The organism is Acetobacter oryzoeni, assembly GCF_004014775.2.
Lineage (GTDB): Bacteria > Pseudomonadota > Alphaproteobacteria > Acetobacterales > Acetobacteraceae > Acetobacter > Acetobacter oryzoeni.
The window spans coordinates 203,399-224,930 of record NZ_CP042809.1; the positions used below are offsets into that span (position 1 = coordinate 203,399).

The 21,532-nt window shown below is 49.4% G+C and carries 17 protein-coding genes, 4 pseudogenes and 1 other annotated feature; of the genes and pseudogenes, 6 read left to right on the forward strand and 15 right to left on the reverse strand.

Annotated elements, in window-relative coordinates; genetic code table 11:
- Positions 1–21: 21 nt before the first annotated feature.
- Positions 22–948: pseudogene (locus EOV40_RS13885) on the reverse strand (IS3 family transposase); the annotation flags it as partial.
- Positions 838–958: a sequence feature (AL1L pseudoknot), on the reverse strand. (Overlaps the previous pseudogene by 111 nt.)
- A gap of 42 nt (positions 959–1,000) precedes the next feature.
- Between EOV40_RS13885 and EOV40_RS13895 the strand changes: the two are divergent.
- The gene (locus EOV40_RS13895) at positions 1,001–2,032 is read left to right on the forward strand and encodes an IS110 family RNA-guided transposase (RefSeq protein ID WP_128106266.1); all 1,032 of its coding nucleotides are present in this window, start codon (positions 1,001–1,003) and stop codon (positions 2,030–2,032) included.
- A 344-nt stretch (positions 2,033–2,376) separates the two neighbouring features.
- Here the strand turns inward: EOV40_RS13895 and EOV40_RS13900 are convergent.
- The 12 genes and pseudogenes from EOV40_RS13900 to EOV40_RS13955 form a co-directional block, all read right to left on the reverse strand.
- A pseudogene (locus EOV40_RS13900) lies at positions 2,377–2,696 on the reverse strand (transposase); the annotation flags it as partial.
- A gap of 67 nt (positions 2,697–2,763) precedes the next feature.
- Positions 2,764–2,976: pseudogene (locus tag EOV40_RS13905) on the reverse strand (transposase); the annotation flags it as partial.
- A 129-nt stretch (positions 2,977–3,105) separates the two neighbouring features.
- Positions 3,106–4,602, reverse strand: a complete 1,497-nt coding sequence (locus tag EOV40_RS13910) for an outer membrane beta-barrel protein (protein ID WP_128106365.1) — start codon at positions 4,600–4,602, stop codon at positions 3,106–3,108.
- 249 nt (positions 4,603–4,851) lie between these two features.
- Positions 4,852–5,772: a LysR family transcriptional regulator gene (locus EOV40_RS13915; RefSeq protein ID WP_128106366.1), complete on the reverse strand. Its 921-nt coding sequence runs from the start codon at positions 5,770–5,772 to the stop codon at positions 4,852–4,854.
- A gap of 99 nt (positions 5,773–5,871) precedes the next feature.
- Positions 5,872–7,026, reverse strand: coding sequence for an acetylornithine deacetylase (gene argE / locus EOV40_RS13920; protein WP_128106367.1), 1,155 nt, complete (start codon positions 7,024–7,026; stop codon positions 5,872–5,874).
- Positions 7,023–8,639 (reverse strand): GMC family oxidoreductase, encoded by a 1,617-nt coding sequence (locus EOV40_RS13925; RefSeq protein ID WP_128106368.1) that lies wholly within the window; start codon positions 8,637–8,639, stop codon positions 7,023–7,025. The genes argE and EOV40_RS13925 overlap by 4 nt, the downstream gene beginning before the upstream one ends.
- Complete coding sequence (locus EOV40_RS13930) at positions 8,639–10,033, reverse strand: purine-cytosine permease family protein (protein ID WP_128106369.1); 1,395 nt, start codon at positions 10,031–10,033, stop codon at positions 8,639–8,641. The genes EOV40_RS13925 and EOV40_RS13930 overlap by 1 nt, the downstream gene beginning before the upstream one ends.
- Positions 10,034–10,154: 121 nt before the next feature.
- On the reverse strand, positions 10,155–10,562 hold the full coding sequence (locus EOV40_RS13935) for a RidA family protein (protein WP_019088054.1): 408 nt from the start codon (positions 10,560–10,562) through the stop codon (positions 10,155–10,157).
- A 137-nt stretch (positions 10,563–10,699) separates the two neighbouring features.
- On the reverse strand, positions 10,700–12,181 hold the full coding sequence (locus EOV40_RS13940) for an aldehyde dehydrogenase (protein ID WP_128106370.1): 1,482 nt from the start codon (positions 12,179–12,181) through the stop codon (positions 10,700–10,702).
- Entirely contained in the window at positions 12,181–13,440 is a 1,260-nt protein-coding gene (locus EOV40_RS13945; protein ID WP_128106371.1) for a flavin-containing monooxygenase, read from the reverse strand. The genes EOV40_RS13940 and EOV40_RS13945 overlap by 1 nt, the downstream gene beginning before the upstream one ends.
- A gap of 58 nt (positions 13,441–13,498) precedes the next feature.
- Entirely contained in the window at positions 13,499–14,176 is a 678-nt protein-coding gene (locus EOV40_RS13950; RefSeq protein WP_128106372.1) for a DUF1028 domain-containing protein, read from the reverse strand.
- Between the two features lie 59 nt (positions 14,177–14,235).
- A complete protein-coding gene (locus EOV40_RS13955; protein ID WP_128106373.1) occupies positions 14,236–14,499 on the reverse strand; it encodes a hypothetical protein in 264 nt (87 codons plus the stop codon).
- A gap of 131 nt (positions 14,500–14,630) precedes the next feature.
- On the opposite strand from EOV40_RS13955, the pseudogene EOV40_RS13960 reads away from it, so the two are divergent.
- Positions 14,631–14,786, forward strand: a pseudogene (locus EOV40_RS13960) (transposase); the annotation flags it as partial.
- A gap of 412 nt (positions 14,787–15,198) precedes the next feature.
- Here the strand turns inward: EOV40_RS13960 and EOV40_RS13965 are convergent.
- Positions 15,199–15,720 (reverse strand): recombinase family protein, encoded by a 522-nt coding sequence (locus EOV40_RS13965; RefSeq protein ID WP_341873046.1) that lies wholly within the window; start codon positions 15,718–15,720, stop codon positions 15,199–15,201.
- 199 nt (positions 15,721–15,919) lie between these two features.
- Between EOV40_RS13965 and EOV40_RS13970 the strand changes: the two genes are divergently transcribed.
- The 4 genes from EOV40_RS13970 (at position 15,920) to EOV40_RS13985 (ending at position 20,432) form a co-directional block, all read left to right on the forward strand.
- Entirely contained in the window at positions 15,920–16,552 is a 633-nt protein-coding gene (locus tag EOV40_RS13970) for a recombinase family protein (protein WP_128106374.1), read from the forward strand.
- Between the two features lie 131 nt (positions 16,553–16,683).
- Positions 16,684–16,821 carry a hypothetical protein gene (locus EOV40_RS15070; protein ID WP_167506911.1) on the forward strand — a complete coding sequence of 46 codons (138 nt, stop codon included), beginning with the start codon at positions 16,684–16,686 and terminating at the stop codon, positions 16,819–16,821.
- A gap of 349 nt (positions 16,822–17,170) precedes the next feature.
- Entirely contained in the window at positions 17,171–19,231 is a 2,061-nt protein-coding gene (locus tag EOV40_RS13975) for a restriction endonuclease PLD domain-containing protein (RefSeq protein ID WP_244297045.1), read from the forward strand.
- Positions 19,232–19,961: 730 nt separating this feature from the next.
- Positions 19,962–20,432, forward strand: a complete 471-nt coding sequence (locus EOV40_RS13985; RefSeq protein WP_244297047.1) for a hypothetical protein — start codon at positions 19,962–19,964, stop codon at positions 20,430–20,432.
- 12 nt (positions 20,433–20,444) lie between these two features.
- On the opposite strand, the gene EOV40_RS13990 is transcribed toward EOV40_RS13985, so the two are convergent.
- Entirely contained in the window at positions 20,445–21,530 is a 1,086-nt protein-coding gene (locus tag EOV40_RS13990) for a Fic family protein (protein WP_128106375.1), read from the reverse strand.
- Between the last annotated feature and the right edge of the window lie 2 nt (positions 21,531–21,532).

Sequence of the window (21,532 nt, forward strand, 5' to 3'; positions counted from 1 at the left end):
TGGAGACGTTTTTTATCTGATTTAAGCGGCTAATGCATGTGATTTCTGTTGCGCATAAAAGCGTGCTTCAGCTTCTGCTGGCGGGATGTTTCCAATGGAGGACAGGAGCCGCCGATTGTTGAACCAGTCGACCCATTTAAGCGTTGCCAGCTCAACCGCGTCCCTGTTTTTCCATGGCCCCTGCCGATAGATGAGTTCGGTTTTGTAAAGTCCGTTAATGGTCTCCGCGAGGGCATTATCATAGGAATCCCCAACACTGCCGACAGAAGCGACAAGGCCCGCTTCAGCCAATCTTTGCGTATAGCGAATGGACACATATTGACAGCCGCGATCTGAATGGTGGGTCACTTTTCCCTCTGGCCGCCTCTGGCACAGAGCCTGCTCGAGGGCATCCAGCACGAAGTCGGTATGGGCCGTTGAGGAGACACGCCAGCCCACAATGACCCGGGCAAACACATCAATGATGAAGGCCACATAAACAAAGCCCTGCCATGTAGAAACGTAAGTAAAATCCGAAACCCAGAGTCTGTTAGGGGTTGGTGCATGAAACTGGCGCTGCACCAGATCCTGTGGGCAGGGACGTTGTGGATCAGGACGTGTGGTTCTGATCCCCTTGCCACGAATGACGCCTTTCAGCCCCATCCGGCGCATCAGCCGCTCTACCGTGCAGCGGGCGACATCCAGACCTTCACGTTTGAGCTGATGCCAGACCTTGCGCGCTCCATAGACGCAGAAATTATCGTTCCAGACCCTGCGGATTTCATGACACAGATCTTTGTCTTTCTGGTTGCGCACACAAGGATTTTTCTGCCTGGCAACGGTTGCATAATAGACAGATGGTGCAATCGGCAGGATCTTGCAGATTGACCCGACACCATATGTCTGCCGGTGCTCCTCAATGAAGCGCGTCATGGCCTGAACCAGATGGGGTGGACGGCCTCCCTGCGGCATCGATGTGCCATAATGGAGGTTCACTGACCATCAGAAGGAGACCGCCCGGATGAAAGCTAGCATAGTCGGCCTTGATATTGCCAAATCTGTTTTTCAGGCTCATGGAACTGATGCGAATGGAAAGAGCATTTTCAAATGCAAGCTTGGTCGCAGTGAAGTTTCGGCATTTTTTGCAAAGCTTGCCCCCTGTGAAGTTGTGCTGGAAGCCTGCGGGTCAGCGCATTACTGGGCACGGGTGATCGGCAGGATTGGTCATGATGTCAAACTGGTTCCTCCTGATCGGGTCAAACCATTTGTCAAAAAAGGCAAGAAAAATGACGCTGTTGATGCGGCTGCAATCTGCATGGCGGCAACTCATCCTGATACGATGTTTGTTCCGATCAAGAGCGAAGAGCAGCAAGGTGTGTTGTCGCTGCATTCCACCCGTGCTCTTCTGGTCAAACAGCAGACCATGTTGAGTAATGCGTTACGGGCTCTTGCTTCCGAGTTCGGGCTGATTGCCCCTCTGGGCACACGCCGGCTGCCAGTGCTGATGGCAAAAATAGAGGCATCAGCAGACCTGCCTGCTGCCATGAAGCAGAGTGCCATGTTGTTATTTGAGCATTACGAAAAAGTCGCTCAGAGCATTGATGCTTTGGAAGGGCAGATCCGGGCTCGTGCAAAAAACGATGATGATGCGCGTCGGCTGATGACCATTCCCGGGGTAGGTCCCATAACGGCTTCCATGATTGTCGCCTCGGTCGCGGATATTGGCTCCTTCGCCTCTGCGCGCCATTTTGCCGCATGGCTTGGGCTTGTGCCTCGTCAGCATTCTACAGGTGGTAAAACCCGTCTGGGAAGGATTACCAAAGCGGGCAACCGGCAGATAAGAACATTGCTGGTTCTTGGCGCCACGGCCATGCTTCATCGTGCCCAGAAGTGGGAGAGCGCTGCGGGTCAGTGGTTATGCGAACTCATGGCGCGTCGTCCAAGGCGTCTGGCAACAGTCGCACTTGCCAATAAAATGGCTCGTATCATCTGGGTCCTGTTGTCACGCAAAGAGATCTATCGTCCGATTGGGCACAGTGTTGCCGCAGCCTGATCTGCACCAGCAGGACGATGGACACTGGGGCTTGCTCCGGTAGATCCGGCAGTATGTATATGAACCGACGTGATGGGAAGACTGTCATTCAGAGACACAGTTCAGGCCATACCATTCGACCGTCTGTGCCCTTGAGCACGCGATACCAGATTGGTGCCTGACACGTGAGCGCACACCCATGATGGCCAGCGCATAAAGTCGCACAAACAGGCCGGACATAAGAGCGCATCTGACCGGGTCTTCACGTTAAATCGGTATTTGTCATCCAGCCGATAGAATAATCCGTTTTGGAAATTACATCGAAAGAACATTATGAAGTATTGCGCTTAAACGGCCGTCCACATAGGCGGTCGAGCTCCGCCTGAGCAAAATAAGCCGAGGCCTTCTTGAGGATCTCATTGGCCTGACGCAGTTCACGAACTTCCCGCTCCAACGCCTTGATCCGTGCCGTCTCGGCCGTGGTCGGCCCCGGTTGCGCACCCGCGTCCCGCCGGGCCTGCTTCCACCAGTCATGCAGGCTGTCGCCCGAGCAGCCCAGCTTGCCACCAATCTCGCGACAGGCCGCCGATAGGCTCGGGTAATCCGAGCGATGCTCGTCCAGAAGGCGCACAGCGCGCTCACGGAACTCAGGCGAATAACGCGATGTCTTCTTCTTCTCTACCATAGGGCTCATCCTCCGAGAGTTTTACTCTCCGGTAAACCCGGGGCAGTTCACTTTCGATGATACCGCTTTTACACCAGCGGCCCAGACGCTGGTGCACGTTTTTCCAGTCCCCGAAACGGGCAAGAAGGTTGCGCCATGGAATACCCGCGCGATAGCGACACAGCACCGCCTCCACGAACAGACGGTTGTCCACCGCAGTGCCGCCGACATAGCCTTCTCGACTAGGAAGAATATCCTTTATCCGCTCCCATTGGTCATCGCGTAAACCATAGCGCCGCATCTGTCTGCCTCCTCCAAAAAACGGGAAAACAGTCAGCACACGCAGACACAAAGTACAACCCTTACCAGCCACACTCAGAGCTTAACTGACGACACGCCGTAGGCCTCCTGTATCTGAAACACGAACACCTTAGAACGACCATGTTGCATCGCAACTGAACCAGAGCATGTTGTTTGTGCCGTTATTAACAGTTGGGTTTTGCACAGTGCCTGCCTGGTTGAATGGATGCGTGCCGTTAAGGGATTTGTCCAGCCGAATTTCAGGCCGGATAGTAAAGCCGCCCAACGCCAGCCTTTTGTTCACGAACTCGGGCCTGTAGGAGACGCCCACCGTCAGCTCCCCATAGGTTGTGGGCAAGGCATTGTAATATGGGAAAGGCTGGTTGCTCAGAGCCTGCGTAAGAGAGTTAAAGCTGGAATATTCCGTAATCACCCCACCTGTATTGTCACGAAAGATTTCGCCGCGTGCATTAAATGTCAGCCAAGGGTGAATGTCGTAAGAAAAATAGGTTGTCACCCCATAAGCATCATCACGCAAAGAATCATCGTGCAGATAGGTACCATCCACAGAAACAGTCATCTTATCATTGATATGATACGTGGCCATCACATCCGCATTATACTGCATAAGGCTGTTGGCCTGCTTGCCAATGCCTGCACTCACCCACCCTGTGGGTGAAACAATGGTGCGGCCATTGTTGCCCTGCGGCCCAAAATGCCCGATGGCATGCACATCCAGCTTGCCATCCATCAGCTTGTTCCACGCCAGACCAAAATAGCCCTTGGGCTTGTTGTTGTTGCCAGAGGCACCAAAGGTTGTGGAGTTCCCTGCATCCACCCCCAAAATCCAGTCCATATGACGTGTCAGATGCATGGTGGCCAGAATGCCTACCGTCTGAAACGGTACGATATAATCTGAGGCGTAGTTATATGTGTAGAATGGCCGTGCAAGAGCGGGTGTGCCTTCTGCCCCCATAATGCCGTACATCTGGCCGATTTGCACATCAATGCCGCGCTTGAAGATCCACGGTAGATGTACATCCAGATGCGCCTGTGTGGGTGCCCATTGATACAGACCATGCAAAGACCCAGACCCCATACCGATTGTGGGGTCAAACCGTGCATCGGAACCATACATGGCCTCCAGCACAAAACCGATGCCGTATCCGCTGCCTACAGACGTGACAGGATGAGACAGAGAGCCAATGATCTGGTTCAGCGTGACCGTATTGGCACGATCTGAATAATACTGCGCAAAGTTGCGGCCAGAACGGGTCCAGGGGTTTCCTGAAATCCCTGCTTCAATGGAGACATGCCCTTCCAGACCTTCCCAGTATGTGGGTGTGTGTCCGGGTTTAACATGGAACAGGTTGCCTGCCTTGGGCTTCATGGCCTCTTCCTCTTCAGAAAGAGAAGTGGCAGGCGGCTCTTCTCCATCTGTTGGGGTACCTGCCCCCTTTTCTGCCTCTTCGGGCTTAAGGGTTTTGGCGATGTCTCCCACCTGGACCTGTGCAGGCGCAGATGTTTGTGCGTGAGCTACGGATGTACCTGTTTCACACAAAAATGCAGCGCAACATGATAGCAATACAAATTTGAAGGCACTTCGATCGGTTTTGGTCTGTCGCATGTATCACTTCTCTTGCGCAAAAGTATAATAACGATTTCGAAACATTTAGAGCAAAAAAATCCATACTCAAAGAATACTTTGTATGATCTTCATGTCAGGAATATTTCACGATCAGGTAATAATATAAATTAAAATCATATAGCGTAATCTTTCCTATTCTCCATTTCTGGAAAACTGAAGCATATCTTTAATTGGACAGCCCTCAATTTACGTTTCCTTCTGCACCAAAACTTATAGGAAGAAAATCTCCTAATTCAGGGTTCCCGGCAGTGGCTTTCCAGAAAGATCTTGTTCGCACATATCCAAAAAAGCTGAAACACGAAAAGGAAATTTCTGGTCCACAATTGTAAAAAGTCCATACAAAAGTGGTGCGCATTCATCTTCTAATGTTAGATAGGCTAAAGATTTGCCATCCAGTGCCTGCTGATTTCGTGGGCGCGCATTTCCTAACCCAAACCCCACACCTCTTGCAGCCAAACTACGGATCACATCCATACTTGGATAATGACCTGCAATACATGGTGTGACTCCCACTGAGGCAAACAACTGTAGAAAATATTCCTTCGAAAAAGGCAGATCAAGCAAAAGAAAAGGTTCATCTGCCAGATCTTGCAATCGCACACATTCTTTTGCAGCTAGTGGATGGTCACTTGAAGTAAATACATATGGCGGCAGTGCAGAAAGCGGCTGAAAACCTATCATGGGGGGCAATGTCATATTATAGCCGATCATGACTGATATTTCGCCATTTCGGAGTTTATCGATCAGTTCTTCATGATGTCCGGCAATGACACGCAAGCGTGCTTCCGGGTAAGCGGCCGAAAAATTCTGAATAAGATCGGGCGCAAGCAGAGGAAACAGCGTTGTCATGCAACCCACCGTCACTTCCCCTTGCACACGCTTGAGCATACCGTTCAGAGAGGTTCCTAATTCCTGAGCGTGCAATAAAAGTGTGCGCGCTTCCTGTAAAACCAGGCGTCCTTCTGCGGTGAGAGACAGACCTTGTGCATGATGACGTATAAAAAGTGACACCCCAAACACGCTTTCAAGATGCGCGATAGCGGCAGAAATTGCAGGCTGAGAGATCGGAATTTGGCGAGAAGCCTGCACAATGGAACCCAACTCTGCCGTGGCGACAAAATATTCAATCTGCCGCAAAGAAAACTTCACCTTTAACGCCTCCTTCTAGGTAGTGCTTGATAACCACCTATTTTCTCATCATGCCGTTCAAACCTTCTAATGTAAAAATCTTTCCATGTCGGGTTATTTTTATAGAAGTTTCTCTACTATTTTTTCTACAAACTGAACGCCCGCAGATAATTCATCCAAACGAATAAACTCATCTGCCTTATGTGCACGATCAATAGATCCTGGTCCACAAACCACTACCGGAATATCAAGATATTCTTTGAATAACCCACCTTCTGTGCCAAATCCAATATGTGAAGGCGCATTATCTCCTGTAATAGCCATAATCTCCTGCAAAAATGGCGTATCATCCAGCGTGTTTAATCCTGGATACGTATTAAGTGTTTCAATCTCTATACGTGCAGAGGGATACGTTGTGCAGAGACGAGATCCTTCCTGCTTTAATCGTTCAATATAGAGCGCAGGATCTACCCCGGGCAATAAACGCATCTCGAAGTGCACTTCACACAAATCTGGCACAATATTCAGCGCAACACCGCCTCGGATGAGTCCAGCCTGTAAGGTGTTATATGGCACCTCAAAACTCTCATCTTGCGCACCATTGTTTTGCAATTCATCTTGCAGGAACTTAATGGCCTGCACCATATCTGATGCAAGCAGGATGGCGTTAGAACCACGTGCAGGATTGGCCGAATGCGCAGCCAGACCGTGGCAGACAATGCATGCGGCCAGTTTACCTTTGTGGCCAGATACCACATGTAAATTGGTGGGTTCCCCAATAACACATCCACGCGCCTGAAATTTATGAGCAGCCAGAGAGCGTAAAAGTGAGTGCACTCCTACACAACCTATCTCCTCGTCATACGAAATAGCCAAATGCAACGGTGCTCGCAGGGTTGTTTTTTGGGCAGCATATCGCGCGGCCACCAACATACACGCGAGAAAACCCTTCATATCACTGGTGCCGCGCCCATACAGGTTTTCATTACGCGTAGTCAGGGTAAAAGGGTCAGTTGTCCATGGCTGCCCTTCTACGGGCACAACATCACTATGGGCTGAAAGCACAATGCCATCTGGGGTGTCGGGCCCAATACTGGCCAGCAGATTAAAACGACCAGCCTGCTCACCAGGCACACGCAGGCAACGCGCCCCACATGCACGCAGAAATGCTTCAACCCACTCAATAAGGTTCTGATTTTCTGTGCGGCAGATAGTGGGAAAAGCTACCAACTGTGCAAGAATGTCTTGCACAGATAGATCATACATCGAGGTCATACGGCCTCCGCCAAAATCATATCGGATGCTTTATCTCCAATCATCATCGTTGGTGCGTTGGTATTGCCACTTACCAACGTTGGCATGATGGATGTATCCGCTACGCGTAGGCCTTTTAGTCCACGCACCTTCAAATCAGGCGTCACAACACTCGTATCATCTGCCCCCATGCGGCAGGTGCCTGAGGGATGAAACACCGTGCTTGCCGATGCACGCAAATACTCTATCAACTGATCATCTGTCTGAATATTGGCTGTGGGCGCCATTTCCTTGCCTCGTATCGCATCAAAAGGAGATGCACGAAGAATAGAACGCGCCAGTTTTACGCCTTCCAGCAGCACATGCGTATCTCTTTCATCGGAAAGGAAATTGAAATCAATGTCTGGGTTTCGGCTTCCATCACGTGCCAAGCGAATGCTCCCGCGGCTATAAGGCCGTAGCACACATGTATGGAGGGCAAATCCGTGGCCCCATTCAAACAACCGTCCACGATGGCTGCGGTAACCTGGCACAAAATGAAACTGAATATCTGGTACATCCTTGGCGTAACGTGTGGATGCAAAACCTCCAGCTTCTACATAGTTTGTTGTCAGCCAGCCCTTACGCTTAAGCAGAAATTGCAAAGGTGATGGCACAACAGAGGAGAGCGAAGCTGTTGAAAAGCCAAGCGTTGAGGCTGAATCAGAGCGAATGGTAACCAACCCATCAACATGATCTTGCAGGTTGCGCCCCACTTCTGGCAGATCAGCCACCACGGGCACGCCAGCGGCCAAAAGTTCATGGGCGTTACCAATGCCTGATGACATAAGCAGATGTGGTGATCCGATAGCTCCTGCGGAAAGAATGGTTTCTTGCCGAGCGCGCAGAACATGGAACTGCCCATTCCGCTCTATGGTGACGCCCTGCACTTCCTTGCCATCGGTTACAAGGGAAACAACCTTGCAACCAGTAAGAACATGCAAATTTGGGCGGGAACGCACAGGCGCAACAAAAGCACGATAAGCACTTAAGCGTTTTCCGTCCTTTTGTGTCACATCATAAATACCTACACCATCAAGCTTTGCACCATTAAAATCAGTGTTCTCTTTCAGCCCTACCTCTTCGGCGGCTTTAATAAACAGGCGTGAAACCCCCAATGGATCACGCGGCTGATCTACAACCAATTCACCACCCGTGCCATGAAAATGCGGGTCTTGGTGCAGATGATTATCTTCTTCCCGCATGAAGTATTTTAGTACTGCGTCATACCCCCAACCAGTACAGCCCATGGCCTCCCAAGCATCGTAATCCGAACGCGCACCACGAATGTAAATCATGCTGTTCATGGAGGACGATCCACCTAGCATACGGCCCCGTGGCACATGGATGCGTCTATTATTCAAATATTTCTGCGGTGTGGAATAATACTGATAGGTATATTTACGGCTTTTATAAAGTGAGATCGTGCCTGCTGGAACATGAATACGCGGTGTATTGTCTGCTTGCCCTGCTTCCAGAAGCGCTACACGCAAATTGCTTCGCGCGCTCAAGCGGTTGGCAAGCACACAGCCAGCAGCGCCAGCACCCACGATAATGAAATCAAATTCTGTCGGAAAATCGTTCTGGCCACTCATTATTCTGCACTCCCTGCAACAGGCTGCGTATGCCGCTCATGCCGCATCAGCCAGACGTAAAACACAGTCACAAAGATCAACCCTACAATCCACGAAATGTCTGCCCCACCAAGCATGGTGGCTATCGGGCCGGTATAAAGACCGTTTGAAACAAAGGGGATCTGGATAAGGATGCCAAAAATATAGGCAATCAACGCTGGCCAGCAATAACGGCCATAAATGCCCCCATCAGCCCGAAAAAAAGAGGCAACATCATATTCGCCATGTCGGATCAAATAGAAATCAGCAAGGTTGATCGCAGTCCACGGTACCATGACGTAAAGCAGTAGAAGAATAAAGTTTGTGTATTCCTCCATAAAGTTTGCTTCTGTGCCAAGAGCGATAAGAAGAGAAAGGCCAGATAGAACAACAGCCGTGCCTGCGCGCCCTACATGCGTGGCTTTCCATAAAGGAAAGATGGTCTGAATAACTGTAATGGCCGACAACGCACCACAATAAAGGTTCATGGCGTTTGTAGAAGCAATGCCCAAGGACAGAACGGGAATAATAAAAAGTGCAAGTGGCCCAACTTCTTTTGTAAGTGTAGCGACCACATCTCCCCCACCCGCAATGACACCCAGAAGTGCGCCGAGGATCATAGGGAAGAGCGAGCCAAGCACACATCCCCAATAGCTTGCCATAAATGCCTGACGGTTACCGGTGCCAGGAGGCAAGTAACGTGAATAGTCTGAAACATAAGGCGCGTAAGCAATTTGCCACAAAGCAGCGGTAGACAGGCCGCCAAGAAAGCCAGAGATGGTAAATGTGCCGTGGGTCAGTGTGGCAGATGAAACACCGTTAATGCACAGTATCCATACGAAGCACAAAACCAATGCAATGCCGGATACAACCGTCATAAGCCGCGTATAGGCGTGGATTAGATCATGCCCATAAATAGTGGCAATCAAGCTGACGAGGCCAAGCAATATAACGCATGTTTTTTCAGGTAAAAATGTTGCAACAGTGTGCAGAGATTCTCCACCCAAAACGAGATTGGAAGCAAAGAAGCCAACATACATTATCACCACCAGGCAGATAACAGCCATAGCCCCTACTGAACCAAACTGCCCGCGTGTTTGCACCATTTGCGGCACGCCAAGTTGTGGCCCCTGTGCTGCATGTAGCGCCATGAACAGACCGCCAATCATGTTACCCAAGACAGCCGAAAGCATGGCGGGCCAGAAAGGCAGACCAAACACAGTTGTTGCAAGCGCACCTGTGATAATGGTCAGCATCATGATGTTTGAGCCAAACCACACCGTAAACAAATCACGCGGACGACCATGCCGCTGATCAAGGGGGATTTGATAAATGGTATGAGCTTCTGGCCCTCGTGCCGTCGTGGTGTCAGTCATCGGACGGTTCCTTCCTCTGGCATTCGGCAGCAATTGCTGTTTGTATGCAGGATATCATATTGGAATCGTAACATTAACAAGGCATAAAAACCCCGCCAAAGCATAGCGGGGTTGTTCGCAATCATTCACGCTCAGCGATAACATCTACCTCAATCAGCCATTCTGGACGCGCAAGAGCCACAACAACCAACCCTGTAAATACAGGGAATACGCCCTTCATGCGGCGCCCCAATACACGATAAGTGGCTTCACGGTAGCGAATATCTGTGAGGTATACTGTAACTTTGCAGATATCTGTTAGCTTTGCGTCAGCTTCAGATAGCAAAAGTTCAATATTATCCATTACCTTTTCAGCTTGAGCTGCCGGGTCTCCAACCCCTACATTCTCACGTGTATCAAGATCCTGAGGCACCTGCCCGCGCAGATAGATTGTATTTTGCGTAATAACGGCCTGACAAAGATCGTTATCAAGTTCCTGCTCGGGATAGGTATCCTTCGTATTGAAGGGACGAAGACGAGTATGAGCCATAATCTATGTGTCTCCTGTATGAACTGTTTCGATCCGGCGACACGGCACGTATCAAACGATCATATTGCGATTGTGGAATGTTTTGAGGTATCAGAAAAAGAAATTATTTCTGACCCTCTACTTCCAAATTCCTGATGTTAGTACTGAATCCAAACTGTTTTCAACGCGGTGTATTTATCAAAGCTATGCATTGATAAATCCCGCCCAAAACCCGATTGTTTAACGCCACCAAAAGGTGTCATGGGAGAAAGGGCATCTACGGTATTCACAGAAACCGTGCCAACCTGCAGTCGTTCCGAAAGATCAAGCGCTCGTCCAATATCTCGTGTCCAGACAGAAGCAGCCAAACCGTAAGACGTATCATGCGCTAGCTGAAGAGCATCTTCTTCATCGCGAAACGTTTGGATAGCCAGAACCGGCCCAAAAATTTCTTCACGCGCGATCAAAGCATTCCGAGGTACATCTGCAAAAACTGTTGGCTGAATAAAGGCGTCTGACGCACCAACCGTAATACGATTTCCCCCCGCAACAAGGCGGCTACTTTCCCGACCAGAGTTTAAAAACTCTGCAACACGTGCTGCATGGCGACTATCCACCATAGCGCCCATTTTTGTATCGGGGTTTAGCGGATTTCCTAGGATAATTGCTTCCGCCCGCAGCCGCATACGCTCAATCATTTCATCTACAATAGACTCATGCACCAACAGGCGTGAGTTTGCAGAACAGACTTCCCCCTGATTGAAAAAAATTCCAAAGGCCGCTTTGTCTGCTGCAACATCAAGATTTGCATCCGGGAAAATAATGTTGGGGCTTTTCCCGCCTGTTTCTAGCCACACCTGCTTCATGTTGCTCTCGCCTGCATAGCGCATGAACAACTTACCCACCGTGGTGGAGCCCGTAAAAACCAGACAATCTACATCATCATGCAGGCCAAGTGCCTGCCCAGCTTCTTCCCCCAGCCCTGGCACCACATTCAGAACGCCATCGGGTAGACCGGCTTCGGCTGCAAGCTCCGCCAGACGCAAAGCAGAAAGTGGAGATTGTTCTGCTGGTTTAAGAACTACGGAATTGCCTGCTGCAAGGGCTGGAGCTAATTTCCAGATAGCAATGTCCAGCGGAAAATTCCAAGGTACCACAACCCCAACTACACCCAGAGGTATACGCCGGATCATCGCAACATCACGACCACCCGTTGGAGCCACCTCATCGTATAGCTTGTCTATAGCCTCTGCATGCCACTGTAGGCATTGCGCCGCCCCAGGCACATCCACATTCGTGGTCTCGGAAATTGGCTTCCCCATATCCAGCGTATCAAGAAGCGCAAATTCATCAAGATGTTCACGTATCAGCACAGCAAGGCGCAGGAGTGTTTCCTTACGAGCGCCCGGAGTAAGGCGAGACCACCGCCCATCTTCAAACGCCCGACGGGCTGATTTTACAGCCCTATCAATATCCTCCACACCTCCTCGTGCTACCTGTGTCAGAATAGACGCAGTTGCTGGATTTATATCTTCAAAACACTTTCCCGATTTGGCGGGTACAAATTTCCCATCAATCCAGCAATTATTACGAAATTTCAGAGCATCCGCGCGCTGTGTATAATAGGATAGGCTTTTCATTATCCCTCCTCGCGCGATGGCTTGTAGGCCATATAACCACGCTGTTTAGCAATGTGATCTGCTACATATTTTGCATCATGCCACACGCCCCATATGAAGGACGAGCCACGGCGTGTCTGCCACGGCAGACCGAGAAAATAGATCCCGGGTTCAGCAGAAACGCCACGCTGGTGGTGTGGGCGCCCCTGCTCATCCAACGCTTCCACCTTTAACCAACTGTAATCTACTCCAAAACCGGTTGCCCATATAATGGTGTTAATACCAGCGTTTTGCAGATCCAGCTCCAAAACAGGATACTTCATGCATTCTGGATCTGGCAGCATATCACGAGCTGTAGGTTCTTCTGGCAGATCAAGACCATTACGCGTAACGTATGTATCTGCCTCCCCTAGCAAGGAAAGGTAGTTTGCATCCCCTTTGGCAATATTTTCGGCCAGATCTGGGGCAAACGTTAACACGCCATCATGAAATGTCTCGGTACGCCCAAGAAGTGTCATGCCCTCAGATGCAAGGTGCCGGAAATCAAGCGTATGCCCACCATTTGCGCCACTTACGGCAATTGTTGTGTGTTCTACCCCCGGCGTTGCTTCTGCATCCCATTTATTGAGAACACCTAGCCACCATACGAAATCACGCCCACGATAATGCCGAGGGGGACGATCATGCGGGCCGACAGACAAATAAACCTTCCGTCCACTCCGCATCAGCTCCTCAGCTATTTGTGCACCAGAAGATCCTGCCCCTACAACCAAAACAGCACCTTCAGGTAGTTGTTCTGGATTACGGTAAGACGCCGAATGAATTTGGGCAATACCGGAAGATTCTGGAACTACAGGAGGAATAACGGGTATTTGGAAAGGCCCTGTAGCAGCAACAACAGCCTTGGCCTCAATAACACCTTCCGATGTTTCCACAGTAAAGCCAAGGCGCCCGTCGTTACGCCGCACTTCTTTTACCTCTACCCCACAACGAATGGGAGCATCGATTTTTTGGGCATATGCAGCAAGGTAATCAGCAACACGCTCTTTAGGAACAAAATCATCCGGGCCATCATGCTGAAATTCCAAATGCGGAAAGCGATCATGCCATGCTGGACCATTGGCCACGAGAGAGTCCCACCGGCAACTGCGCCACCGTTCTGCCACGCGGTTACGTTCAAGCACTACATGCTCAATGCCATAGCTGCGCAAATGTTCGCTCATGGCAATGCCAGCCTGACCGGCCCCGACTACAAGAACTTCTGTTTTCTCGATGGTCATATTGGTGTCTTCTTCCAAAAATAATCGCTAATTTTTCAAGAAATCAAGAATCTATTTTTTACTCATCACCAGGAACGCCATAAGATGGCGCAGCTTCTGGGTTAAGGCAGCGTGTGACATAGTCATGCATTTGGGGCTGCCAAATGGTCCACAATTCTTCCAGCTTTGTTATCGGAGCTTCGTCCCAGTCCACACGCAGATCGGCTAAGGGCCAAGCTTCTTGATCCACCACTTGCAACCCGGCAGAACGAACGGGGCCAGCCTCTCCTCCTGCGGCAAGTCCGGCCTTCATGGCCGCAATAATGCGGGCTCCCAGTTCTTTGCTTTTTTCCGATTGTTCAAAGCTGCGAACAATGGCTTCCACTACACCTTTGGATGCGAGAAGATTTCCGGCAGATGCAATATTCACGCCACACAGATCAGCGCTCAGACCCAGCGCTTTGCTTCCAGAATACACTGCTGCGCGACCATCACGGTCAATTAAGCTCATCTGTCGGTAATGAGGAAAATTACAGTTGCGCACGATGATATCGCGCGCTTCTGTAGCCGATGCTCCTGCCTCTAGTAGGTCCAGTGCCCATGGTCCAAGGCGTGGGTCCGTCACATTTTGTGTTGTAACAGCTCCCACTCCTGCCCGCGCAAACCCACAACGTGCAGCAACAGAAGGAGAGGATGAAGATACAGCCACTGCGAATTGTCCACTTTGTGGGCAGCGCGCCACGATTGAAAAGGTCATGAAAGAACGCCTTTCTTAAGAGACATAATCTGACCAGACAGCAGGCGTCGGGTATGTCCTTACGGTGCCACCATCATTTCCAAACCGAAACATTGACTTTTGGAGGTTATGCTTTTGTTTTTCTGATTCAGAAAATATCTAGCATCTGGAATGCCGTGGATTTGCTTATCATTAAGAGGTTTATAAGCGGCGCAACGATGCAGGATTGCTAACATCCACACGGCACTGGAATCAGTCTGTTTGGCCAGCGCAAAACCATAAAAAACAGACTTTTTTGTAGAAAGAAGCCTACCCAAACATGTAGGATCACGAGGGATATTCATCCGTCCCGCTGCACCATCTTTGGTTATCCCTACGGCGTGTCGTCAGTTAAGCTCTGAGTGTGGCTGGTAAAGGTTGTACTTTGTGTCTGCGTGTGCTGACTGTTTTCCCGTTTTTTGGAGGAGGCAGACAGATGCGGCGCTATGGTTTACGCGATGACCAATGGGAGCGGATAAAGGATATTCTTCCTAGTCGAGAAGACTATGTCGGCGGCACTGCGGTGGACAACCGTCTGTTCGTGGAGGCGGTGCTGTATCGCTACCGCACGGGTATTCCATGGCGCAACCTTCATGACCATCTTCGGTCTTAAAGGTCCGGAACTAAACCGTGACACGTCCAAGAGTGGCATAATCACTTCCTGACCGGCACAAAACCGTTACAAGTCCAGATAGGGATCGGTTGACGTTCGTGCCTATTCTGCACTTTCCCCCAGAGCGGCCAATGCTTAGGAGTGCAAGGCTGTGATGTCATTTAGATACACCCGACTTTCAGGTGGAGGTGGTGGGACAACACCATAATGGTTCTCATAAGGGGAAGGCAGGTGAACCAGACACTCTCTGACGCCTCCAGTTAAGTCCTGACGGTTCATGAGAAAAACCTTAAACATGGGACAAAATTGCGATCCATATTTAAATTTTTTGTAGCAAACCTAATTTAAAATCTACCGCCTGATGCTTTATTTAAGTTTATTGAAAAGAATTTTATGCATCAAAAGACGGGTCGGATGGGAATTCTGTCATCGGTTTGAGTGTATCAGAGGAGCGGGCAATTCTGGAGACAGCACTTTCACTGAGCCCATAGGTTGTTGCCAAAGACTTAAGTGTCGTTCTGTTTTTTCTTTTTGCTCTGATGTCCCGTTTTTGCGCAACGGTCAGTCTGGATGGACGTCCCATTTGCTTTCCCTGCTGGATAGCTCTTACGCGACCCTCGGAAGTTCTGGTTCTGATCAGATCGCGTTCCACATCAGCAAGGCCTCCGAGGACAGCAAGCATTAGCCGCCCAGTGCTGGTGCTGGTGTCAGTCCATGGTTCAGCTATTGAATGAAACTGTGCCTTTTGATTCGTAATTTCTTTCACTATAGAAAAGAGATCGAAAGTACTGCGGGCAAGTCTGTCAATACGGGTGACAACCACGATGTCACCTTCAGTAACCGAAGCAATCAGCTTTTTGAGCTGTAAACGCTCGGCATTCGCACCGCTCGCTTTTTCGCGATAAATTTTCACGCACCCAAACTCTTTTAAAGTTTTTACTTGTATATCAAGGGTCTGACCCGCGCATATCCTATTTTTCGCCCCATGACCCACCCATTTACCTTGTAGAAAAGGGACACCTTATCACAATACTTGTTTGATTAATTCCTGATTTGCGCAAATCAGGATTTTTGCAAGGAACTTTTGAACATTCTCAGTCGTTTAAGCCCGAATGCAACCAGAGATAACACGTCGTAAAGTTGGATATGCCCGTGTCAGCACAGTAGGGCAGACTCTTGAACTTCAACTGAAAACACTTAAGGAATTCGGATGCCGTCGTATCTATCGTGAGAAAGCAAGTGGTGCAGATGCTACGCGTCCTGAACTATGTAAATTGCTTGCCAACCTTAAGCCTGGTCAAACCGTAGTCGTTACCCGTCTGGATCGACTGGCACGCAGTACATTTGATCTCTTCTCTATCGTAAAGACAATTACTGATCGTAAGGCTCAGTTTTACTCTTTAGCTGAACCCTGGACTGACACCAACACAAGTACAGGTCGGCTTATGCTTGCAGTCCTTGGTGGCTTGGCCGATGTGGAGCGCGATCTTATCCGTACACGCACCTCAGAAGGACGTGCACGTGCCATTAAGCAAGGCAAACGCATGGGAAGACCATCTCAGATTACAGACTTACAAAAGCATAAAATCATTGAAAGACGAAAAGAGGGGGAGTCCCTGAAATCGATCGCTGCTGCATTTGGAATCAGTGAAAGCACTGTCTCTCGCCTAGCTCGTGGCAGAGACAGCCATCACCATTATGGTCGGAAAATCGAGAAAGCTCGTAAATCTTACGGCATATCATGAGGTAGATAGCGCTTGGTGAACTCAAAGCTGTGATTTTGGCCATGTTGAGGAACGTACCGACAATGCGGGTTTTTGATTGATACCTGATGCATCTCATGCAGATCGTGCTTTTTCAGTCAGGAAGTAGCACAATGCAATCTGCATCTTCGGCAGCCGATATGGTAATGCCCTGGAACCTGAACTTTGCGGCCTATGGCTATTTCTCGTTGGATCACACGACAATTTCTTCTGAACGTCTGCTCCAAACCATTCTGGTTAAACAGCAATGAGCCCACCGGATGATGCCAGAAGATTATCGCAGACTCACGTTGCTGATTTATAACCACGTCAATTCTTAATGGGCATTTCGAGCTGGATCTGGACACGTGGATAGATTTTGACGTTCTAGCCGTATGAGAGGAAAAATTCTCATAACATTAGGGGGCTCTTTCTTTACACTGGGATTCAACGATCCCACGAATATTACCAGTAATATTCAACGCGGTAATAAGATATTATTTTGTATTATATGATAATTTTAAAAATTAAATAACAATAAAATTTCGAAATTTTGGCAAAATAAAATCATTATTATTGAGTTTTTTACTTAAGTTATCAATGATTTGGAATAATGGAAAAATGTCGGATCTTTTCTCAAACATTTCCTCTTCGCATTCTGGACCACTTACTGTGTTTCAAGCACAGTTAAAAACTTATCGGCAGCAGAACTGGTCCGAGGTTTTCAAGGGGTATTCTGCTTTACGTGCGATTACCTTTTCAAGTTCTCTGGAATTTTTGCTCGATCTGACAGAACAGTTTAAAGATATCGAAATTGTTTTTGGCTCTGAGCATATTCTGACCAAAACCCATATTGCTTTGGCTCAAGCCAGTCAGCTTTTTGAAGACTACGGGTTTAAGGACTGTCTCACAGATCAAAAATCGCTTGTAGAAAGCTTACGTCAACTTCTTGGGTTACGCAGCAGTCTCTTTCTTCCGCGTTTGCAAAATGGTACCTTGCGTTTCAGGCTTCTGACTGGCCGGCCAAGTCATGAAAAACTTTATTTGCTATCAGGTTCCAACGGTCAACGCGTTATCACAGGATCCGCTAATCTCAGTATAGCGGCTTTCCATGGGCATCAACATGAAGTCATCATCACTTTTGATGATTTAGCAGCGTGGGATGCTTTTGATGAATATTACCAACGTGACTACAAAAAAAGTGTTGCAATCGAAAGGGATATTTTGATCAGCGTGTCTTCTGACGGCAAGAATAAACAGCCTGATATCTCTACAACATCCCTTCCTTACGAGGATGTTCCCATCGTGCGTGCGATACGGGCCGGGCTGGTTCATGTCGAACAGGGTGGTATGTCGATTTCAGAGGGAATAACCATTGATACGTTACGAAAGGCTCAACGCTTACGGCAGGAACTTGAAACAATTTCTCTGCCGATGAGCCGCAAGGGGGTAACGTTGGTCACTCCCACAATCGTTTCAACTTTTCTGCAGGCACGCAATAATCTGCCTGCTGTGGACTCTCCGAAAGATGAAATTCCACGGGCCTCCCTCTCTGTTCGGACAGGAGAGATTTTTCTCAATGATCAGTTATGGCTTTCTGAAAAAGATACCATTTCAGAACATGACGTTGCCCGAGATGTACATCTGCTTGTGAATTATATCAGCAGTTTTTCGGCATTTTATGGAAATAGCCAAAGTGCCATCGCCTCCTACTGGGCATTTCTGGTCTGGCTTTACATGGCACCTTTTGCACCGTTTTTAAGACAAGGAGCCGTTAGTCATCATATCGATCCGTGGCTTTATCCCCCGTACGCGGTTTTATATGGCCGCTCCAGTGGTGGGAAAACCCTGTTTACGCAGATTATTGCACAATCCATGTTCGGGGTTGTCAAAAGTATTCAGTCATCAATGTTTACGGCACAACGTGTTTTGGGCTTACGTCAGCAATTAGGGGCCATTCCTCTGTTGATTGATGACGTGACGCCAGATCGAATGAGTAAATATGTGCCTGACATGGTGCGTACTGATCGGGATATGGCCGAATGCTACGCACCTATCGTCCTGACGACCAACAAGGACGTGACAAGCATTTCAGCTGATCTGACCAAACGGATGGTGACGTGTCACATTGATGCCTCTCTCCCGGATAGTCGAGCGCTTCAGACGGAAAGTCCCCGTCGTTTACAAAAAGAAATCGGGACAGCTTTATACCGGCGTTATCTGACTCTTATGTTCCCTCGCGTTCGAGATATGCGGATCGAGATGGATCAGAGTGATGGCAAGCAGATTCCAGATGTTTTTACGGTGTCGTCTCATCTCTTGTTGTCGTTGATAGAACAACACCTTCCTGTAAAGCCAGACTGGGTTTGTCCTCTTTCTTATCGAACCTATCAAGCTATGCGGGCTGTTCAGTTCCAACGTGTGCTTGTCGAAATGATTAGAAGTCATCCTGAAAACATCGCTCTGTCGCGAGACAAGCGCTTTATGCAAGTGCGCTTTGGTGGAGATATTCGCCAAGCCATGGCATTTGAAAAATCTGTACCAGAATTTGTTTCCAAAGGGCGCATTGCAGATACCGTCAAGCTGGATATTCAAGCAATGGAAAATGAGCTGGGATTTTCTCCAATTCATCATAGTTCACTGGTTGAGAGGCTTATGAAAGTTTGGAGGAAGCGTAAGTAATTAATGCATCAGAAGCTGGTGTTTGTTTCGTGACAAATTGGATTGTCCATGTCCTTGCGGCACAGTGACAAAGTAACTGAGGATTTCCCCATGACTGCCGATCTGAACTGGTATGTCTGGCTTTTGCCCTAAGTTCTTTGAAATCGCAATCAAGGCGGTTACCCTTGTCTTCCAGCGTTCCTGCTGGAAACCGTTGTCGTGCAGACGTAGTAAAGCATATTCCGGTCAGAATAGAGAAAACCGGGCGACATAGATAAGTCCCATAGAACGATTGTTTCTCACGTGGTGATGCCTTGCCAAACAGAGCCGAACAAACTCCGATCTGCTGTTGTTGTCGAAGATAAATAGTTCCCACCTGAATGGTCAAACATCATGCTTATTCCTCTGACCGACGACGAGAATCTCGTTATTCCAGATCTGGCGGTTCGGATTGATCCGAGTGCTAATAATGGATGTTCAAAGCTATGTTGGGCAGTCAGCGTCTTATTGACAACTACATCCAAGCATCGTCTCCGTGTAACCGGAAGCAAGGTGCGTCCTGACCAGTTACTCGCAATCAGACGTCAGATTGCTTTGTTGGTCGGAGCTGATGGCTAGATTGAATTGCCCCAAGTTTTGTGGTGACAGCAAGACCCGGAGCAACTCAGATAGAGCCAGCGGCAAAGCGGCAGTCAATGACGAGTGTCTTATGATGCATGCCATCGCGACGTTATTTAAGTCTGGTCGAACAATGACGCCCGACCAGGCGCGTCGTGAAGCTCTGTCGCTCCGTGAACCAACACGCCAGGAACTGCAATCCGGGATTGATGCGGACAACAGAACACTGAACGCAGGCCAGGCAGATAGTGCCACGTTGAAAGAACTCAGGGGCTTACGGGGAGAACTGAAAGCTTTGGAAAGCGACACGCAGGTTGGCGCCGTTCTGCGTCATATCGATCAAGCCCAAAAGGCGGGCATTGAAAAGCTGACCGTTCTCCCCGGCCGCGACGGTTCTGCGCGTGACGCCATTTATGCCATCGGGCGGGCTGCCGTGCGTAGTCTTGACTTGCAGGACGATCAACGAGCAGTGCAAGGTATGAGTGCCGAGCAGACACGATCACCTGCATCGTGGTTCAATCGGGCCAGCCAGAAACTTTCTGGGTCGGAAGAAACACCTCCTCAGCCAAATAGCCCAAAATCACGTGGCCCGCAGTTTGGCTAGTTCTTGCTGAATTTAATCAGGCCGATGGCGTCTGATCACACGTTCTGCGTGATCTATCGCACGCTCCAGTTCCTCATAATTAATGGGAGCAAACGTGGGCGCCGGCTCTACCGGCCGGATGTCCACGTTCTCATCTGGAGGACAGGTTTCCTGACTTTCTTTTTTTCTCGGTCGCCCACGTTTTCTGCCTGGTTGGGGTCTTTTAGGGGGCCTGACAATCTCGCGAAGAGGTTCCAGATCTTTCAGGGCGAACAGACGTCGCGCCGCGCGATGTGTGACTTCAACAATCAGCCCCATTTCCAGAAAACGTTCCAGATAGATGTAGGCAGCTTTGAGCGACAGGCCGAGCTCAGCTGAGAGGCGTGTTGCCGAGACCACTGGATAGGCTGCGAGAAGGTCTACCACCTTGTCAGCGCGCGAGGTGCGACGTTGGCCACCCGATTTTGATCTGGCCTGACGCCAGCTTTGTTCCAGAGTCCGTGTGCGGTCCTCAACGGCCGCGATTTCTTCATTCAGACAGTTCAGGAAAAAAGGGAGCCATGCAGTTGGGCTCCAAGGTGCTTCCGGTACGAAGGATCTGGCTCCAACAAGGGGAAGCGGAAAATGAAGAACATTGGTCAGGCGCCAGTGACGGATCAAAGCGGCGCGCATCGGGGCACGAGCATGTCCTGCTTCTATCCAGGCATGAAAGGCTCGGGCGGAGCCAAGAAGAGGGCCTAATCTGACACTATGCTTGCTGAGCCAACCTGAAGCCTCTTCTATCGCGTTGCGTTGCGTATCTGTTGGCCTAACCAACCACTGATATTGCTCAAACGCAGCGTGGAGAGCGTCCACAGACGTTCCGCGTTCATAAATATCACATCCGAGTGGTACTGATCTCAAACCTTCCAATTCCGCCGCCAACCGCCACGGATCTATGAGATGGCCATCGACTGCTGCACAGGCTCTTGCAGCTTCCAGCTGCTCCCGAAACAGGATTGCAGGGAGGAGAGGATGATGACGCAGGCGCTGATCAAGTCTGCCTATGGCCAGCCCCGTCTGGCTGAGGCTTTCGTATAACTTTCCGTCAGGAGATTTAACTGAGGCTGTCCGGAACATGC

Bases quoted from the DNA above. Each gene is read 5' to 3' on its own strand.
- EOV40_RS13940 (WP_128106370.1), bottom strand. From the start codon at position 12,181: ATGAAAAGCCTATCCTATTATACACAGCGCGCGGATGCTCTGAAATTT.
- EOV40_RS13990 (WP_128106375.1), bottom strand. From the start codon at position 21,530: ATGTTCCGGACAGCCTCAGTTAAATCTCCTGACGGAAAGTTATACGAA.
- EOV40_RS13935 (WP_019088054.1), bottom strand. From the start codon at position 10,562: ATGGCTCATACTCGTCTTCGTCCCTTCAATACGAAGGATACCTATCCC.
- EOV40_RS13930 (WP_128106369.1), bottom strand. From the start codon at position 10,033: ATGACTGACACCACGACGGCACGAGGGCCAGAAGCTCATACCATTTAT.
- EOV40_RS13985 (WP_244297047.1), top strand. From the start codon at position 19,962: ATGACGCCCGACCAGGCGCGTCGTGAAGCTCTGTCGCTCCGTGAACCA.
- EOV40_RS13910 (WP_128106365.1), bottom strand. From the start codon at position 4,602: ATGCGACAGACCAAAACCGATCGAAGTGCCTTCAAATTTGTATTGCTA.
- EOV40_RS13975 (WP_244297045.1), top strand. From the start codon at position 17,171: ATGTCGGATCTTTTCTCAAACATTTCCTCTTCGCATTCTGGACCACTT.
- EOV40_RS13970 (WP_128106374.1), top strand. From the start codon at position 15,920: ATGCAACCAGAGATAACACGTCGTAAAGTTGGATATGCCCGTGTCAGC.
- EOV40_RS13925 (WP_128106368.1), bottom strand. From the start codon at position 8,639: ATGAGTGGCCAGAACGATTTTCCGACAGAATTTGATTTCATTATCGTG.
- EOV40_RS13955 (WP_128106373.1), bottom strand. From the start codon at position 14,499: ATGAATATCCCTCGTGATCCTACATGTTTGGGTAGGCTTCTTTCTACA.
- argE (WP_128106367.1), bottom strand. From the start codon at position 7,026: ATGACCTCGATGTATGATCTATCTGTGCAAGACATTCTTGCACAGTTG.
- EOV40_RS13895 (WP_128106266.1), top strand. From the start codon at position 1,001: ATGAAAGCTAGCATAGTCGGCCTTGATATTGCCAAATCTGTTTTTCAG.
- EOV40_RS13945 (WP_128106371.1), bottom strand. From the start codon at position 13,440: ATGACCATCGAGAAAACAGAAGTTCTTGTAGTCGGGGCCGGTCAGGCT.
- EOV40_RS13950 (WP_128106372.1), bottom strand. From the start codon at position 14,176: ATGACCTTTTCAATCGTGGCGCGCTGCCCACAAAGTGGACAATTCGCA.
- EOV40_RS15070 (WP_167506911.1), top strand. From the start codon at position 16,684: ATGCAATCTGCATCTTCGGCAGCCGATATGGTAATGCCCTGGAACCTG.